17 protein-coding genes are annotated in these 16,678 nt (G+C 69.9%); 13 read left to right on the top strand and 4 right to left on the bottom strand.

Features of this window, described 5'->3' with window-relative positions; translation table 11 throughout:
* Positions 1 to 5: 5 nt before the first annotated feature.
* A complete protein-coding gene (locus ACTVCO_RS10710) occupies positions 6 to 1,457 on the bottom strand; it encodes a Gfo/Idh/MocA family protein (RefSeq protein ID WP_443728416.1) in 1,452 nt (483 codons plus the stop codon).
* Positions 1,458 to 1,704: 247 nt separating this feature from the next.
* On the opposite strand from ACTVCO_RS10710, the gene ACTVCO_RS10705 reads away from it, so the two are divergent.
* The 8 genes from ACTVCO_RS10705 (at position 1,705) to ACTVCO_RS10670 (ending at position 11,532) form a co-directional block, all read left to right on the top strand.
* The gene (locus tag ACTVCO_RS10705; protein WP_443728415.1) at positions 1,705 to 2,652 is read left to right on the top strand and encodes a carbohydrate ABC transporter permease; all 948 of its coding nucleotides are present in this window, start codon (positions 1,705 to 1,707) and stop codon (positions 2,650 to 2,652) included.
* A 13-nt stretch (positions 2,653 to 2,665) separates the two neighbouring features.
* Positions 2,666 to 3,586 (top strand): carbohydrate ABC transporter permease, encoded by a 921-nt coding sequence (locus tag ACTVCO_RS10700; RefSeq protein ID WP_443728414.1) that lies wholly within the window; start codon positions 2,666 to 2,668, stop codon positions 3,584 to 3,586.
* 65 nt (positions 3,587 to 3,651) lie between these two features.
* The gene (locus tag ACTVCO_RS10695) at positions 3,652 to 4,962 is read left to right on the top strand and encodes an ABC transporter substrate-binding protein (protein ID WP_443728413.1); all 1,311 of its coding nucleotides are present in this window, start codon (positions 3,652 to 3,654) and stop codon (positions 4,960 to 4,962) included.
* A gap of 229 nt (positions 4,963 to 5,191) precedes the next feature.
* The gene (locus tag ACTVCO_RS10690) at positions 5,192 to 6,070 is read left to right on the top strand and encodes a fumarylacetoacetate hydrolase family protein (protein WP_443728412.1); all 879 of its coding nucleotides are present in this window, start codon (positions 5,192 to 5,194) and stop codon (positions 6,068 to 6,070) included.
* Positions 6,067 to 7,200: a glycoside hydrolase family 88/105 protein gene (locus tag ACTVCO_RS10685; RefSeq protein ID WP_443728411.1), complete on the top strand. Its 1,134-nt coding sequence runs from the start codon at positions 6,067 to 6,069 to the stop codon at positions 7,198 to 7,200. Before ACTVCO_RS10690 ends, ACTVCO_RS10685 begins: the two co-directional genes overlap by 4 nt.
* Positions 7,201 to 7,226: 26 nt before the next feature.
* Complete coding sequence (uxaC, locus tag ACTVCO_RS10680) at positions 7,227 to 8,684, top strand: glucuronate isomerase (RefSeq protein WP_443728410.1); 1,458 nt, start codon at positions 7,227 to 7,229, stop codon at positions 8,682 to 8,684.
* Complete coding sequence (locus ACTVCO_RS10675; RefSeq protein ID WP_443728409.1) at positions 8,681 to 10,132, top strand: tagaturonate reductase; 1,452 nt, start codon at positions 8,681 to 8,683, stop codon at positions 10,130 to 10,132. The genes uxaC and ACTVCO_RS10675 overlap by 4 nt, the downstream gene beginning before the upstream one ends.
* Positions 10,133 to 10,374: 242 nt before the next feature.
* Positions 10,375 to 11,532, top strand: a complete 1,158-nt coding sequence (locus ACTVCO_RS10670) for an SLC13 family permease (RefSeq protein ID WP_443728408.1) — start codon at positions 10,375 to 10,377, stop codon at positions 11,530 to 11,532.
* An 11-nt stretch (positions 11,533 to 11,543) separates the two neighbouring features.
* On the opposite strand, the gene ACTVCO_RS10665 is transcribed toward ACTVCO_RS10670, so the two are convergent.
* The gene (locus ACTVCO_RS10665; protein WP_443728407.1) at positions 11,544 to 12,107 is read right to left on the bottom strand and encodes a dihydrofolate reductase family protein; all 564 of its coding nucleotides are present in this window, start codon (positions 12,105 to 12,107) and stop codon (positions 11,544 to 11,546) included.
* A gap of 61 nt (positions 12,108 to 12,168) precedes the next feature.
* The gene (locus ACTVCO_RS10660) at positions 12,169 to 12,447 is read right to left on the bottom strand and encodes a hypothetical protein (RefSeq protein ID WP_443728406.1); all 279 of its coding nucleotides are present in this window, start codon (positions 12,445 to 12,447) and stop codon (positions 12,169 to 12,171) included.
* Positions 12,448 to 12,480: 33 nt separating this feature from the next.
* Between ACTVCO_RS10660 and ACTVCO_RS10655 the strand changes: the two genes are divergently transcribed.
* Together ACTVCO_RS10655 and ACTVCO_RS10650 are read left to right on the top strand one after the other, a co-directional pair.
* A complete protein-coding gene (locus tag ACTVCO_RS10655; RefSeq protein WP_443728405.1) occupies positions 12,481 to 12,816 on the top strand; it encodes a YtxH domain-containing protein in 336 nt (111 codons plus the stop codon).
* A gap of 44 nt (positions 12,817 to 12,860) precedes the next feature.
* Positions 12,861 to 13,409, top strand: a complete 549-nt coding sequence (locus tag ACTVCO_RS10650) for a type 1 glutamine amidotransferase domain-containing protein (RefSeq protein ID WP_443728404.1) — start codon at positions 12,861 to 12,863, stop codon at positions 13,407 to 13,409.
* A 63-nt stretch (positions 13,410 to 13,472) separates the two neighbouring features.
* On the opposite strand, the gene ACTVCO_RS10645 is transcribed toward ACTVCO_RS10650, so the two are convergent.
* Positions 13,473 to 14,333: an SDR family oxidoreductase gene (locus ACTVCO_RS10645; protein ID WP_443728403.1), complete on the bottom strand. Its 861-nt coding sequence runs from the start codon at positions 14,331 to 14,333 to the stop codon at positions 13,473 to 13,475.
* A 153-nt stretch (positions 14,334 to 14,486) separates the two neighbouring features.
* Between ACTVCO_RS10645 and ACTVCO_RS10640 the strand changes: the two genes are divergently transcribed.
* From ACTVCO_RS10640 to ACTVCO_RS10630, 3 genes are all read left to right on the top strand, one after another.
* On the top strand, positions 14,487 to 14,753 hold the full coding sequence (locus tag ACTVCO_RS10640; RefSeq protein ID WP_443728402.1) for a DUF7218 family protein: 267 nt from the start codon (positions 14,487 to 14,489) through the stop codon (positions 14,751 to 14,753).
* A 1-nt stretch (position 14,754) separates the two neighbouring features.
* The gene (locus ACTVCO_RS10635) at positions 14,755 to 15,723 is read left to right on the top strand and encodes a DNA topoisomerase IB (RefSeq protein WP_443728401.1); all 969 of its coding nucleotides are present in this window, start codon (positions 14,755 to 14,757) and stop codon (positions 15,721 to 15,723) included.
* 125 nt (positions 15,724 to 15,848) lie between these two features.
* On the top strand, positions 15,849 to 16,589 hold the full coding sequence (locus ACTVCO_RS10630) for an SDR family NAD(P)-dependent oxidoreductase (protein ID WP_443728400.1): 741 nt from the start codon (positions 15,849 to 15,851) through the stop codon (positions 16,587 to 16,589).
* Positions 16,590 to 16,678: the final 89 nt, after the last annotated feature.

Here is a 16,678-nt window from a genome sequence, read left to right as displayed (position 1 = left end):
GTGGGTCATCGGCTGAGGTCGATGCCGAGGTCCAGGTCCTCGACGCGCACCGCCTGCCCGGTCTCGAGCGACCGGTTCGCCGCGATGCCCACCGCGATGGCGCGCATCCCGTCAATCACGCCCGCGGCGCGCCCGAGCGGGTCCTCGCTGAGGCGCAGGTCGCGCCGGAAGACGTCCATGAGCAGGATCGCGTCGCCACCGCCGTGGCCGCCCTGACCGGCGGGGATCGGAACCTCACGCGCCCCTTCCCAGTGACGCTGGAGCATGATCCGCTCCCCCTCGGGCCGCGAGTCCGCGACCGGCACGGCGTCGGGCGTCGCCGACGGATCGAGGACGACGCGTCCGTCCGCGTCCACGCGGATCGCCCCACGTTCGACGACGCTCAGTTCGACGCGTCCCTCGGTCCCGTTGACCGAGACCGTGTAGCCCTCCCACGGGCTGTGGGCGTTGAGCGAGTACGTCATGGTCGCGCCCCGCGCGTAGTCGACGACGACCGCGATGTTGTCGTCGATGTCGATGCCCTCGGCGAAGACGTCGCGGTCGCGGATGTAGCCGTCGTGGGCCTCGGAGTCGAGGTAGAGCTCGCGCAGGCGGCGGTCGCGGCGCAGGTCGAGCGACCAGGGGTCGTTCTCCGCGACTGAGCCGCGCGCGGGGCGCGCGCCGCGGCCCGCGGCGTTCTCTGCTCCGTAGACGTCACGGTGCGCCGACGCGTACACGCGCGCGGGGGTGTCGTCGAGCCACCAGCCGACGAGGTCGAAGTGGTGCGAGGACTTGTGGATGAGCAGGCTTCCGGAGTTCTCACGCTCGCGGTGCCAGCGGCGGAAGTAGTCGGCGCCGTGGACGGTGTCGAGGACCCACTCGAAGTGCACGGAGGTGGGACGGCCGATCGCGCCGGAGGCGATGATCTCGCGCAGTGTCGAGTTCCGCGGTGCGTAGCGATAGTTGAACGTCATGACGATGTCGCGGCCGGTGGCCCGCACCGAGTCCGCGATCGTGCGCGCCCCCTCGGCCGTCGTCGTGAGGGGCTTCTCGACGACGACGTCCGCGCCCGCAGCCTGCGCCCGTGCGACGTGCTCCGCGTGGAGGTGGTCGGGGGTCGTGATGATGACGACGTCGACGCGCTGCTCGGTGATCATGCGCTCGAGGCCGTCGGGACCGTACGCCGGAAGGCCGGCGGGGCCGTCCAGGCCGAGGGCTGCGCCGACCTCGCGGTCGTAGAACGCCGCGCGGCCCGGGTTCGTGTCGCACCAGGCGACGATCTGGGCGACGTCGGCGTGGTCGCCCGTGATCGCGCCGACGTACATGCCGGCCCGGTGCCCCGTCCCGAGAACCGCGTACCGGCGTCGCGGACGACCGTCGGGGACGGGCGCCATGGCGGGAACGACGGCGGCATCTGCAAGAGTCGAGGCGGAGGCGCCGCGCCGAGGTGCCGTCGGGTTCTGGTCAAGGTTGCTCATCGTTGAGCCCTCCCGTGGAGAAATGGGTTTCAGAGAACACCCTATCTCCCGTGAACGGCACGCGCTGCCCTGGGCCGTTCGTCCCACCCAGGCGCGCGCATCGATAGTTCACTAGCCCCTAGATCTCGCGATTGCGAGACACCGAACCGCCACGTGTTGCAGATCACGAATCGTCGTGTATCTTCGTAGCAACCGGTTCCCGGGAACCATCGGACACTGACGTCCCAATCCACACGAGGGAGTGTGCATGTCAGCTCTAGGCGAGCTCCGCGCGCTGGGCAAGAAGCGCAGCGGCACCACGCCGAAGACCACCACCCACCTGCGCAAAGGTGATGGACGCGCCGCACTGGTGTTCCTCGGACCGTGGTTTGTCGGCCTGTTCGCGATCACGCTCTTCCCGCTGATCGCGTCCCTGTACCTGTCGATGACGGACTACAACCTCCTCCAGGCCCCGAACTTCATCGGGTTCGAGAACTTCATCGACATGCTGAGCGACCCGCGCCTGGCCAAGTCGCTCCAGGTGACCGCCATCTACACCGCCGTCGGCGTTCCCCTCCAGCTCTCCGTCGCCCTCGGCCTCGCCCTCGTGCTCAACCGAGGCATGCGTGGCATGTCGCTCTACCGCTCGATCTTCTACCTGCCCTCCCTCATGGGCGGGTCGGTCGCGATCGCGATCCTGTGGCGCCAGGTCTTCGGCAAGGACGGCATCTTCAACGCCTTCCTCGGCTGGTTCGGGATCGAAGGCATGGGATGGATCTCCCACCCCGACACCGCACTGTGGACCATCGTGCTCCTGCACGTGTGGACCTTCGGGTCGCCCATGATCATCTTCCTCGCCGGCCTGCGCCAGATCCCCGAGATGTACTACGAGGCAGCCTCGCTCGACGGCGCGTCCAAGCGACGCCAGTTCCTCACCGTCACGCTCCCCCTGCTCAGCCCCATCATCTTCTTCAACGTCGTCATGCAGGTGATCGGCTCGTTCCAAGCCTTCACCCAGGCGTACGTCGTCTCCGGCGGAACCGGTGGGCCCTCAGACTCGACCCTCTTCTACACGCTCTACCTGTACCAAGAGGGATTCAAGAACCTCAACATGGGCTACGCCTCCGCGATGGCGTGGGTCCTCGTCCTCATCGTGCTCGCCCTCACCGCTCTGAACTTCTGGGTATCGAAGTTCTGGGTCTTCTACGAGGACTGAAAGGAACCCGTCGATGTCGGTCACCATGACTCCCCCACCCGACCAGGCCAGCCGCCTCACGGAGCTCGCCGCCGAACGCGGCCCCGTCGCGTCGCCCGTCCTGTGGCGAACCCGTACCCGCTCCGTCACGCGCCACATCGTCATGATCGCCGCGGCAGCACTCATGATCTACCCGCTGCTGTGGATGCTCGGCGCCTCGTTCAAGCCCACCGAAGAGATCTTCCGCAACCTCTCGATCATTCCCGAGCAGTGGCACCCCGAGAACTACCCCGACGGGTGGAACGCCTTCCAGACGTCGTTCTCGCGCTACATGCTCAACTCGCTGACGATCGTCGCCGGCGCCCTCGTCGGCAACCTCGTCTCGTGCTCCATGGCGGCCTACGCGTTCGCACGGCTCCAGTTCAGGGGCCGCAACCTGTGGTTCATGATCATGCTCGTCACGATCATGCTGCCCGTGCACGTGCTCATCGTGCCGCAGTACATCATGTTCAACCAGCTCGACTGGATCAACACGTTCTGGCCGCTCATCGTGCCCAAGCTGCTCGCCACGGACGCGTTCTTCATCTTCCTCATGGTCCAGTTCTTCCGCGGCATTCCCAAGGAGCTCGAAGAGGCAGCACGCCTCGACGGCTGCGGCCACGGCCGGATCTTCGGCCAGGTCATGCTCCCCCTCGCGACCCCCGCGCTCGCCACCACCGCCATCTTCACGTTCATCTGGACGTGGAACGACTTCTTCAGCCAGCTGATCTTCCTCACGACGGACGAGATGAAGACCGCGCCGCTCGCGCTGCGGAACTTCCTCGACTCCTCGTCAGGTAGCTCGTGGGGACCGATGTTCGCGATGTCCATCGTCACGATCATCCCGATCTTCATCGTGTTCCTCCTCGGGCAGAAGTACCTCGTCAAGGGCATCGCCACGACGGGCATCAAGTGACGGAACGGCCCGTCGGGCCGCGCCGCAAGTACCAGGCCATGTCACGTATCAAAGGAGAGACGTCCATGAAGGCCACCACCCAGGCAGCCAGCCGACGCCGCCGCATCGCCGCGGCCGCGATGGCGTCCGCCCTCGTCCTCGGGCTCGCTGCATGCAGCTCAGACGACGAGACCCCGGGCACAGGCGGTGACGACAAGGTCAACATCACGTTCGCGTGGTGGGGTTCCGACACGCGTCACGAGGTGACCCAGAAGGTCATCGCCGAGTTCGAGAAGCAGCACCCGAACATCAAGATCACCCCGGACTACACGAGCTGGGACTCCTACTTCGAGAAGCTCAACGTCGCGGCTGCCGGTGGCAACCTTCCGGACGTCATCACGCAGGAAGAGCGGTTCCTCACGGAGTACGCGACGCGCGACCTGCTCCTCGACCTCAAGGGTCTGGGCCTCGACACCGCGAAGATCGACACCTCGATCCTCGACTCCGGATCGATCGACGGCAAGCTCTACGGCGTCGCCACCGGCATCAACGTGCACGGCGTCGTCGCAGACCCCGAGATCTTCAAGGAGCTCGGCATGGAGCTCCCTGACGACACGACCTGGACGTGGGCCGACTACGTCGCGACCGCCAAGGAGGTCTCCGAGAAGTCGGGCGGCAAGTACGCAGGCGTCCAGAACTACAGCTTCAACGAGGTCGTCCTCAAGATCCTGGCGCGCCAGAAGGGCGAGGAGGTCTTCACGGCTGACGGCAAGATCGGCGTCTCCGAAGCGACCGTGACCGAGTGGTTCCAGCGTTCCGTCGACCTGCTCGGCAAGGGTTCGCCCGACGCCTCGGCCTCGACCGAGATCCAGGGTGCGGGCGTCGAAGGCTCCCTGCCCGCCGCGGGCAAGGGCGCCATGGCCTGGTTCTGGTCGAACCAGCTCCCGGCGATCTCCAAGGCCGCAGGCCGCCCGCTGACGATCCTGCGTGCCCCCGGTGAGTCCGAGGGCGCCCGCGGTGGCCAGTTCTTCAAGCCGTCGATGTTCTACTCGGCGTCGGCCAAGACGAAGCACCCGGAGGAAGCCAAGCAGTTCATCGACTTCCTCATCAACTCCGAGGAGGCCGGCAAGCTCATCCTCACGGACCGCGGTCTGCCGGGCAACACCGACGTTCGTGCCTCGGTCCTGCCGCTCCTCGGCGAGGCCGACACGGTCGGCGCCACCTTTGTCTCGGGTCTCGAGGGCGTCATCAAGGACGGCACCCCCGTCCCGCCCGTCGGCTCGGGCAAGGCCACCGAGATCACAGGACGCGTGAACTCCGACGTCCTCTTCGGCACCATCACACCCGCCGAGGGCGCCAAGCGCTGGATCGAGGAGATGAACGCAGCGATCTCCTGATCGCAGCCGAGCACGTCGACCGCGCGGTCCGGGCCCCTCAGCCTCACGGCCCGGACCGCGCGGTNCCCCCCCCACCCCCCCCCCCCCCCCCCCCCCCCCCCCCCCCCCCCCCCCCCCCGGTCCCCAGCACCATCCGCACCACCCGCACACCCGTGCCCGGCCGCCCTCGCCCGAGGCCCCTTCCCTTCCCTCTCGAAGGCGTGCGCCTTCATCGTCCCCAGGAGGACCGTTGCGACTCGTCACCCACGTCCACGAGAGCTCCGAGCGCCCCGGCGCGCTCGTCGAGCACGACGGCACCACGCGCGTCGTCGACCTCGCCGGCGTCGCGGCCACGACCCTCGACCTCCTCACGGACCCCGCCCTCGCCGACGCGGCACGCGCCGCGATCGCAGCCGCAGACCTCGCCACCTGCCCGTCGCTCGACGACGTGCGGCTCGCACCGCCCGTCCGTCCCGGCCAGGTCCTTGCGATCGGCTACAACTACGAGGGCCACCGCGGCCCCGCGCGCGACGGCGCGCTGCCCACGACGCCCAACGTCTTCGTCAAGACGCGCAACGCGCTGAGCGGCCCGCACGACGACGTCGTCCTGCCCCGCATCCCCGCCGCGGTCGACTACGAGGGCGAGATCGCGATCGTCGTCGGCCGCCGCATGCAGGACGTCGCCGAGGCCGACGCCATGGCGCACGTCGCCGGGTACACGCTCTACGACGACGTCACGGCGCGCGACTGGCAGCACGCGACGAGCCAGTGGACCCTCGGCAAGAACTTCGACGGGTTCGGCCAGCTCGGACCTGCCGTCGTCACGGTCGACGAGGCCGGCGAGCTCGAGGACGTCGAGCTCGAGGTCGAACGCGACGGCGTCATCGTCGCCCGCGCGACGACCTCCCAGATGGTCTTCCCCGTCCCGCGCCTCCTCCACCTGCTCAGCCAGGTCATCCCCCTCGAGCCGGGCGACGTCGTCGCGACCGGCTCGGCCGCCAAGACCGCCGACGCCTCGGCCTCGCACGTGCCGCTGGCCGACGGTGACGCGGTGACGATCACCGCGACCGGCCTCGGCTCGCTCACCACCCGCTTCGTCGCCCCTTCACCCCTCGGAGAGAACGCATGACCCCCGACTCCTTCCGCCTCGACCCCAAGGCCGCGGACTGGGCCCGGCTCGGCGCCGAGACGATGCTCGGCCGCGAGCCAAGCATCAGCCCCGCACGGAAGTGGCGCTACGAGGATGGGCTCGTGCTCGACGGCGTCCGCGAGATCGCCGCTGTCACGGGCGAGCAGCGCTACCTCGACTACGTCAAGGAGAACATCGACGCGTTCGTCGGCCCGGACGGCGAGATTCACGGGTACGTGCGCGAAGAGTGGAACCTCGACCACGTGAACAACGGCAAGGCCGTCCTCTCCCTCTGGGAGGAGACGGGCGACGAGCGCTACCGCACGGCCGCGCTCACCCTGCTCGACCAGCTCGAGCACCAGCCGCGCCTCGACAACGGGAGCTTCTGGCACAAGCAGATCTACCCCCGGCAGATGTGGCTCGACGGCCTCTACATGGGCTCGGTGTTCTACGCGCGCGCAGCGGGTGCCTTCGATCGTCCCGAGCTCTACGCGGACGTCGTCCACCAGTTCCTCGCCGCGTACGACGCAAGCCTCGACCCCAGCTCCAGCCTGTGCGTGCACGCGTACGACGAGACCCGTTCGATGTACTGGGCCGACCCCGCCACGGGGCACTCCCCCCACGTGTGGCTGCGCGCGCTCGGCTGGTTCGCGATGGCGATGGTCGACGTGCTCGAGCACCTGCCCGCGGACGTCGCGGGCCGGGACCGGGTCGAGGCGAACCTCGTCGCGCTCCTCGAGGCCGTCCAGCGGCACGCGGACCCCGCGACGAACCTCTGGTTCCAGATCCCTGACCAGCCGGACCGCCCGCTCAACTACCTCGAGTCCTCGGGCTCGCTCATGATCCTCACCGCGATAGCCACGTCCCTACGGACGGGCCGGCTCACGGGCGACGCGTGGGAACGCGCGCTCGAGACCGGATGGGCCAGTGCGACCGAGTCCTTCCTGTCTGTCACAGCCGAGGGCTGGGTCAACGTCCACCGCATGTGCGAGGTCGCCGGGCTCGGTGGGGCAACCCGCCGCGACGGGTCCTACGCGTACTACATGAGCGAACCGATCGTCACCAACGACCACAAGGGCGTCGGGCCGTTCCTCCTACTCGCCGCCGAGATGCGTCGTCGGCAGTCCTGAACCACACGCGCCACCTGGAGCCCTTGATGACCTCACCGTCGTCCCTCGCGGACACCTCGCTCTCCCTTCACCCCGACCGCGCCCTTCCGGCCGACCCGCAGGTGCGGGCCCTCGCACGCGAGATCTACGCGACCACCACGGATCTGCCGATCGTCTCGATGCACGGGCACGTCCCGGTCGAGTGGTTCGCCGCCGACAACGCCTTCACCGACCCCGCCCACCTGCTCGTCGTGCCCGACCACTACGTCGTCCGGATGCTCGTCTCGCAAGGCGCACGGCCCGAGGACCTCGGCGTCACGCCGATCGGCTCGGCACACACTTCGTCTGCAGAATCGGAGCCGCGCACCATCTGGCGTCGCTTCTGCGCGGGGTGGAAGCACTTCCGCGGCACGCCGTCACGCTTCTGGCTCGAGCACGAGCTCGTCGAGATCTTCGGCGTGACGCAGCAGCCGAGCGAGGCGAACGCCGACGCGATCTACGACCAGATCGAGTCCGTGCTGCGCGAGCCAACCTTCCGCCCGCGCGCGCTCCTCGACCGCTTCTCGATCGAGACGATCGCGACGACCGACAACGCGTGGTCGACGCTCAGCGACCACGCTCGTCTCGCGGCCGACGGGTACGGTGCGCGCGTCCTGCCCACGTTCCGGCCCGATGCCGTCTGTCACCTCGACCGTCCGTCGTGGACGACCGACGTCGACGCGCTGGGTGCGGCCGCAGGTCTCGACGTCGGCACGTATGCCAGGTTCCTCGAGGCGCTGCGCTCCCAGCGCGCGCGCTTCGTCGCGGCCGGTGCTCTCGCGACGGACCACGGGCACCTCGGGGTCGACACGCACCCGCTCGAGGAGGCAGAGGCGTCACGTCTGTACGCCGCGGCACGCGCGGGCCAGGTGACGCCCGAGCAGGCGCGCGTGTTCGCGGGCCACATGCTCTTCCAGATGGCTGCGATGAGCGCCGAGGACGGCCTCGTCATGCAGATCCACCCGGGAGTGCTGCGCGACTACGACTCTGCTGTCGCACGCCGGATCGGGCCTGACACGGGCTACGACATCCCGCTCGCCGTCGACTATGCGCGCGGCGTGCGGCCCATGCTGGAGGCCTTCGGGCACAACCCCCGGTTCCGCACGGTCCTCTTCACGATTGACGAGACCGTGTACTCGCGCGAGCTCGCACCCCTCGCGGGAGTGTTCCCCTCGGTGAGGCTCGGTGCCCCGTGGTGGTTCCTCGACGCCCCGGACGCGATGCGTCGCTTCCGCGAGGCAGTGACGGAGACCGCGGGGTTCTCGAACATGTCGGGATTCGTCGACGACACCCGTGCGTTCTGCTCGATCCCCGCGCGTCACGACCTTGCCCGCCGCGTCGACGCAGGCTACCTCGCACGGCTCGTCGCGGAGCACCGGCTCACGCTCGACGAGGCAGCCGACACGGCGGTCGACCTTGCCTACACCCTGCCTCGTCGCGCGTACCGCTCCGGAGGTGCCCTGTGACGACCGTGTCCCTTCCCCGCCTCTCGGCGTCGGCCGTGGGCCGGACGTCGCGTCCCGTGACCGTCCTGCAGTTCGGTGGCGGCAACTTCCTGCGCGCGTTCGTCGACCAGATGATCCACGCCGCGAACGAGGCCGGCGTGATGAACGCGGGCGTCGCCGTCGTCCACGCGACCCCGGGCCCGGACCGCGCGCTCGAGCTGCTCGAGGAGCAGGACGGGCTCTACCACGTGCTGCTCGAGGGCGTCCGCGCGGGTGAACCGGTGCGGGAGTTCACGCGCATCGACGTCATCGAGCGCATCGTGCGAGCGCACGAGCAGTTTGCGGAGTACCGCGAGCTCTACCTCTCCCGCGACCTCAAGGTCATCGTCTCGAACACGACCGAGGCCGGGATCGCCTGGGTCGAGGATGATGACCTCGCCGCACAGCCACCCGCGTCGTTCCCGGCGAAGGTCGCGGCGCTGCTCCACGACCGCTACCTCACATTCGAGGGCGCCCCCGACGCAGGCGTGCGGATCGTGTGCTGCGAGCTCATCGAGGACAACGCGACGACCCTGCGCGAGTACGTGCTGCGCCACGCACGTGCAGCCGAGTGGGGCGCAGAGTTCGAGCAGTGGGTGCTCACGGCGAACTCGTTCCACGACACGCTCGTCGACCGCATCGTTCCCGGCTTCCCTCGGGACGAGATCGGCGAGATCCAGGCGGAGCTGGGCTTCGCGGACGACGTCGTCGTCAAGGGCGAGTACTTCGGCGTGTGGGCGATCGGCGGCGACCCGGTCGTCCGTGAGGTGCTGCCCCTCGACCGCGCGGGGCAGCCCGTGAAGTTCATGGACGACATCAGGCCCTTCCGCGCAAAGAAGGTCAAGATCCTCAACGGCTTGCACACCGCCATGGCAGCCGTCGGGCTCCAGCTGGGCTGCGAGACGGTGCGTGAGGCGTTCGAGCGTCCCGACGTGCGCGCCTACCTCGACGCGCTGCTCGAGGACGAGATTCTTCCCTCGATCGCGGAGCCTCGCGAGGAGCTGCGGACCTTTGCCGCGACGATCGTCGAACGCTTCGGCAACCCCTACCTGCACCATCGCCTCGCAGACATCGCGCTCAACTCGGTCTCGAAGTGGGGTGCGCGCAACCTGCCCGTGCTCCTGTCGGCGTTCAAGGACGGGCGCGACGCACCCCGCACGGGCTTCGCCGCCGCCGCGCTGCTCACGCTGTACGTGCGCGGGCCAGAAGGCTTCGAGCCGCGCGACGACGCCGACGTGATCGCAGCCGTGCGCGACGCGTTCGACCCGGCCGACGTGCCCGCATGGGTGCGGACATCGGTCGCAGCAGCGGGGTACGTCATGGACTGCGACGGCTGCCGCGACAGGCTCGTCGACGAGGTCGCCGCGCATGCTGCGCGCATCCTCGACGTCGGCGTGGGAACTTCCCTCGGGGAGCTGCCCGCGCGCTAAGGACGACCGGCGGTCTCGCTGCAGACGACGGTGCACACGAACGCGGGACGCCGCGGTCGCCGAGGGCCAGGCAGGGGTGCCCCGGCCTCGGAGTCGCAACCCCGCACGCCACCTCCACGGCGTGCGGGGTTTCGGCTGTGCCGGCCGGACGCCCGCTACGATCGTCCTCGGCCAGCCCGATCCGCGGCTAGGAAGGCCCGACGACGGGTCCGCCCGTCCACGCTCATGCCTCCGGAGCCTTCATGCGCACGACTCTCGTCGGCCTCGCCCTGCTCGGGGCCGGGGCGCTCCTCGTCGCGATCGGTGTGCTCGCGCCCGCAGACGTCGCGCACCTCGCGGCCCGGGTCGGCCCCGTCCTGGCGTTCGTCGTCGGCATGACCGTCGTCACCGATCTGGCCGCCCGCGCTGGCCTCTTCGACGCGGTCGCCGCGCGCGTCGCCCGTTGGGGTCGCGGCAGCACGTTCGCGCTGTGGGGGCTCGTCGTCCTCGCGGGAGCCGTCTCGACGGCGTTCCTCTCACTCGACACGACGGCCGTCCTCCTCACTCCCGTCGTCGTCGTGCTCGCTCGGCACATCGACGTCGCTCCCCTGCCGTTCGCGCTCACGACCGTGTGGCTCGCGAACGCCGGCTCGCTGTGGCTCCCGTCGTCGAACCTCACGAACCTGCTCGCGCTCGACGTGCTCGGGAACCAGAGCCCGCTCGAGTTTGCGCGCCTCGCATGGGCGCCCGCACTCGTCGCGACCCTCGTCCCCATGCTCGTCGTGCTCGTGCTGTTCCGGCGGGCGCTCACGGGCCGCCACCACCGCGACGGGTCGCCGCCCTCGCCGCGGGACGCCACGCTGCTGCGCATCTCGGGGCTCACCGTCGCACTGCTCGTGCCCGCGCTCGTCTCAGGCGTGCCGGTCTGGATCCCGTCCGTCACCGCAGCCGCCGTCCTCGTCGTCGCGTTCGCGGTCCGCGAGCGCGACTCGTTGCGGTGGACGCTCGTGCCGTGGCCGACGCTCGTGCTCGTGAGCGGGCTCTTCGTCGTGTTCGAGGCCGCTCACGGCGCGGGTCTCAGCGCGTGGCTCGCGCGCATCGCGGGCGACGGGGACGGCACTCTCGACCTGTTGCGCGTCGCCGCGACGGGCATGCTCGGCGCGAACCTCGTCGACAACCTGCCCGCCTACCTCGCGCTCGAGCCTGTCGCCGGGTCCCCCCTGCGGCTCATGGCGCTGCTCGTCGGCGTCAACGCGGGTCCGCTCATCACGCCGTGGGCGTCGCTTGCGACGCTCCTGTGGCACGAGCGGCTCAGTCAGTTCGGTGTGAGCGTGCGCTGGGGCGGCTACATGGCGCTCGGCCTCGTGGTGGCGCCGCTCACGGTCGCGCTCGCGACGCTCACGCTCGCCGCGACCAGCTAAGGCCTCGGGCGTCAGCGCACGACGTCGTAGATCGCCATCTGGATACCGTTGCCATACGTCTCGTGCTCGACGAGGTCGAGCTTCGTGAGGTCTTTGTCCGCGCCCGAGAACAACCGACGGCCAGCGCCGAGCAGCAGCGGGAAGACGAGCAGGTGGTAGCGGTCGACGAGCCCCGCGTCCGCGAGCGACCGGCCGAGCGTCGCCGAGCCATGGACGAGAAGCGGGCCACCGTCCGACTCGCGCAGTCGCGCGACGTCGTCGACCGACCGCAGGACGGTGGCGGGCCAGCGCTCGTCGTCGTGGTCGAGCGTCGTCGAGACGACCCAGCGCGGCAGCGTGTTGTACCGCGCGAAGTCGTCCATCTGCGGCCACACGGGCGCGAACGCCTCGTAGCTGCGACGGCCGAGCAGCAGCCCGCCGGCCTGCTCCTCCTCGCGACCCTTGAGCTCGTACGCGGCCGCGTCGAACTCGACGCCCGTGAACGTCCACCCCGAGTTGCGGTACCCCGCCTCGCCGCCGGGCGCCTCCATGACGCCATCGAGCGACATGAACGCGGTGACGATGATCTGACGCACGGCAACCTCCGTCGGTCGACGGCCACTGGCGCGGCCTACCAATGATCCTGCCACGCGATCGTCAGCACGGAGCGACCGCAGTCGATCCGGTCTGCGTGAACCGCTCGCGCAGGTACTGCGCGTACCCGTGCGGCGCCCGGCCCTCCGTCCGGCCTGACGTGAGGACGTCGACGACGTCCGACGCGACGATCCTCACCGGCAGCGCACGCAGCCGCGCGACGAGGCCGACGTCCTCGTGCGCAGCGACAGGGTCGAAGCCACCCGCGCGACCCGGGTGCCACCATCGACCCGCCCAGATGCGCACCGCCGAGGCGCGGCGCACGATGGAGAAACGGGCCAAGAAGGCCACCGGACACGACGGAAGGACGAACCCATGGGTTCGAAGATGACGTTCCTCGCGGGTGCTGCAGTCGGGTACGTGCTCGGAAGCCGGGCAGGCCGCGCCCGCTACGAGGAGATCAAGGCCAAGGCACGCTCCGTGCTCGCCGACGACCGTGTCCAGGAGGTCGTCGACTCCGCGAAGGAGCGTGCTGCCGAAGCCGCGGGCGCCGCGAGCACCGCCGTCCGCGCCAAGGTCGGCGAGGTTGCGGGCGAGGCCGGTTCGGCGCTCAAGGACAAGGTCACTCACGCGTTCCACCGCGACGACGAGGGCCACACGCCCCCACCGACGATGAGCACGCCTCCGGTGCCGCCGACCAGCGGACAGTGATGGCGTAGAAGACCCTTGAGGGGAACCCGAGAGAAGGAGGCACCATGTCACATCTCACCGGCAAGAAGATCGCGTTCGTCGCCACGAACGGCTTCGAGGACTCCGAGCTCATGAGCCCCTGGGAGGCGGTCACCGGCCACGGCGCGACCGCCCACCTCATCGCCCCCGAGACGGGCACGCTCACCGGCAAGAACGGCCACGAGCACACCGTCGACCGGACGACGGGCGAGGCCTCGGCCGACGAGTACGACGCCCTCGTCCTGCCCGGTGGTGTCGTCAACGCCGACCACCTGCGTCTCGACGGCGCGGCCGTCGAGCTCGCCCGCGCGTTCTTCGCGGCCGGCAAGCCCGTCGGCGTCATCTGCCACGGTGCCTGGCTTCTCGTCGAGGCCGACGTCGTCCGCGGCCGCACCCTGACGTCCTACCCGAGCCTGCGCACCGACCTGCGCAACGCGGGCGCGGAATGGGTCGACGAGGAGGTCGTCGTCGACCAGGGTCTCGTCTCGAGCCGCACGCCCGATGACCTGCCGGCGTTCAACGACAAGCTCGTCGAGGAGATCGGCGAGGGCGTCCACGCCGGACAGCACGCCTGACGCGCGAGCGAGTGCGGGCCCGGGACCACGTGGTCCCGGGCCCGCACTTGTCCGCGACCCGTCTCAGAACACCGGCTTGCCGCCCGTGACGCCCAGGACGGTCCCGGAGACATAGCTCGCCTCGCGCGGAGCCGCGAGGAAGACGAACGCGGGAGCGCACTCGGCGGGCTCCCCGGCTCGCCCGAGCGGAGTGTCGGACCCGAACTTCTCGATCTTCTCGGGTGGCTGCGTCGCGGGCTGCAGGGGGGTCCAGATGGGACCCGGCGCGACCGCGTTGACCCGTATGCCGCGCGGTCCGAGCTCGGCCGCAAGGTTGACCGTGAGGTTGTTGATCGCGGCTTTGGTCGACGCGTAGTCGAGGAGCGTCGTCGAGGGCTGGTAGGCCTGGATGGACGAGACGTTGATGATGCTCGACCCGCTGCTCAGGTGCGCCAGCGCCGCCTTGACGAGCCAGACGAGGGCGTAGAGGTTCGTCTTCATCACGCGGTCGAGGTCGTCGGTCGTCACATCGAGGACGGAGTCCCGACGTGCCATCTGGTAGCCCGCGTTGTTGACGAGGACATCGAGGCCGCCCAGGCCGTCGGCAGCAGCGGCGACGACGCCCTGGCACACCTCTTCGTCGCGCAGGTCGCCCGGCAGCAGAACGCACGTCCGGCCCGCCTCGCGGACCCAGCGCGCGGTCTCCTCAGCGTCGGCCTGCTCCTCGGCAAGGTAGGAGATCGCGACGTCCGCGCCTTCGCGCGCGTAGGCGATGGCCACGGCGCGCCCGATGCCGGAGTCACCGCCTGTGATGAGCGCGCGTAGTCCTCGGAGCCGGTCGTGGCCCACGTAGCTCGTCTCGCCGTGGTCGGGCTGGGGATCCATGGGTGCGGTGAGGCCGGGCGGCTCTTGCTGCTGCGGCGGGAATGGCTGGGAGTGGGACATGGTGCGCTCCTCTGCGTGAGGGGAGCCCGCGCCGGACGGCGCAGACCGTCACCAGCAACGCTAGGTCGCGTTCTCAGGGCGTGCACCTCGGCTCCGCTGGCGTGCAGGGCAGTGTGTGGCCACGATGGAAGCACGCCAGACATGGAGGTCGACATGCCCCGCACGACGACACCTCAGCTCAAGGATCCCGAGCTCTACGAGACGCTGCGGCACGACGGCGCGTCCAAGGAGAAGGCGGCCCGCATCTCGAACGCGGCCGCGGCCCAGGGCCGTTCCACGGTCGGTCGACGCGGCGGAGCTGCCGACGACTACTCGGAGCGGACGGTGCGCGAGCTACGCTCTCGCGCGAAGGAGCTGGGCCTCACGGGCTACTCGCATCTGCGCAAGGCCGAGCTCGTCCGGCTGCTGCGCTCGCACTGACATGGTCCGTCTGGTCCGCGCCCACCTGGACGCGCGCGGCTGGGGTCGACGTGGTGCAGGCACGGGCTTCACGTACGTCGACGAGCAGGGTGCGCGCATCCGCGATGAGGACGTCGTCGAGCGGCTGCGAGCCCTCGCCGTGCCACCTGCGTGGCGCGACGTGTGGTTCTCCCCGAACCCCCGCAGCCACATCCTCGCGACGGGGACCGATGGCGCGGGCAGGAGGCAGTACATCTATCACCCGGCGTGGATCGAGGCGCAGGGCGCTGCGAAGTTCGCGCGCCTGCCCGGCCTGGCCACGGCTCTCCCGCAAGCGCGGGCCCGGGTCAGACGCGACCTTCGGTCCGACCCGGGCAGCCGTGGGCGCGCTCTCGCGGCCGGCTTCCGCCTCGTCGACACGGTGGGGATCCGGGTCGGCGACGCTCGGCACACCGCCGTCACGGGACACCGTGGTCTGACGACGCTTGCCGTCAGTCACGCCACGGTCGCCGCCGAGACCGTCACCCTCGACTTCCCCGGCAAGAGCGGCCTGCACTGGCACGTCTCGACGACGGACCATGACCTTGCTGTGGCGGTCCGGTCACTGACCCGCGGGCGTTCGGCGCGCGCACGGCTGCTCGCGCACCGCGACGGGAGGCGGTGGATCCCGGTCCGGGCGGCTGAGCTCAACGCGTACGTGCGCGACGTCACCGGCACGGACGCCACGACCAAGGACTTGCGGACGTTGCTCGGCTCGGCGACCGCTGCGCGTGAGCTCGCACGGGCGGGGGCTCTCGACGACCCGCGCGAGCAGGAGCGTGCCATCCGTGCGGCCATCGTTGCCACGGCCGACGTCCTCGGGAACACGCCCGCGGTCGCCCGTGCGTCCTACGTCGACCCGCGGGTCCTCGAGCTCTTCCGCCGTGGCAGGGTCGCTGACGCAGGCCGGGAACCCGCGGCTGCGTACCTCGATCTCGTCGAGGAGGCCTGACCTCTTGGCCTAGGACCATCGTCTCTCGAACCGTCGACTCTTTAATGACACGGTGTAAGAACAGGGTCCGGCGCAGCGCGCTCCACACGGCTCGTCGGCCCCACCGATGGAACCAGGAGGGCACCATGACCACGAGGCTCGAAGGCAGAACCGCACTCGTCACCGGCGGCGGCCAGGGAATCGGCGCGGCGATCGCACGCAAGCTCGCATCCGAGGGCGCACGCGTCATCGTCGCCGATCTGAGCGGCAAGGAATCTCAGGTAGCGGCCGAGATCGGCGGCGGCGCCGTGGGCTACTCGCTCGACGTCGACGACGACGACGCGATCGACGCGCTCGAGACCTACCTGCGCGACGAGATCGGCGGCATCGATATCCTCGCGAACAACGTCGGCATCAACGGCCCGGCCGTGCGGTCGCACGAGTACCCGATCGAGGACTTCGACCGCGTCATCCGGATCAACGTGCGTCAGGCGTTCCGCGTCCAGCAGGTCGCGCTGCGGCTCATGCTCGCCAAGGGAGGCGGCTCGATCGTCAACACCGCCTCGATCGGCGGTCTCTTCGCGACGCCCACCGCGGCGGCCTACATCACGTCGAAGGGTGCGATCGTCATGATGACGAAGACCGCAGCCCTCGAGTACGCGGGCGACAACATTCGCGTCAACGCGATCGGTCCCGGCGTCACGCGTACCCCGTGGCTCGACAAGCTCGACCCCGAGCTGCTCGAGGGCCTCGCCGCACAGGTGCCTCAGGGCCGTGTCGGGGAGCCCGAGGAGATGGCGAACGTCGCCGCGTTCCTCGCGAGCGACGAGGCCTCGCACGTGACCGGCCAGGTGTGGGTCATCGACGGTGGTCGCAGCGCCGGCTGACGCGCCCGCGCGTCACAGCGGCGCGCACGATCGAGTGCCCGGGAGCCGTCCCGCCCGACGGTTCCCGGGCACGTCCGTGTCACACGACC

It is taken from the genome of Sanguibacter sp. A247 (assembly GCF_052324925.1).
Lineage (GTDB): Bacteria > Actinomycetota > Actinomycetes > Actinomycetales > Cellulomonadaceae > Flavimobilis.
Note: the sequence above shows the minus strand (reverse complement) of the source record. Positions and strands in the feature narration are given on the sequence as shown.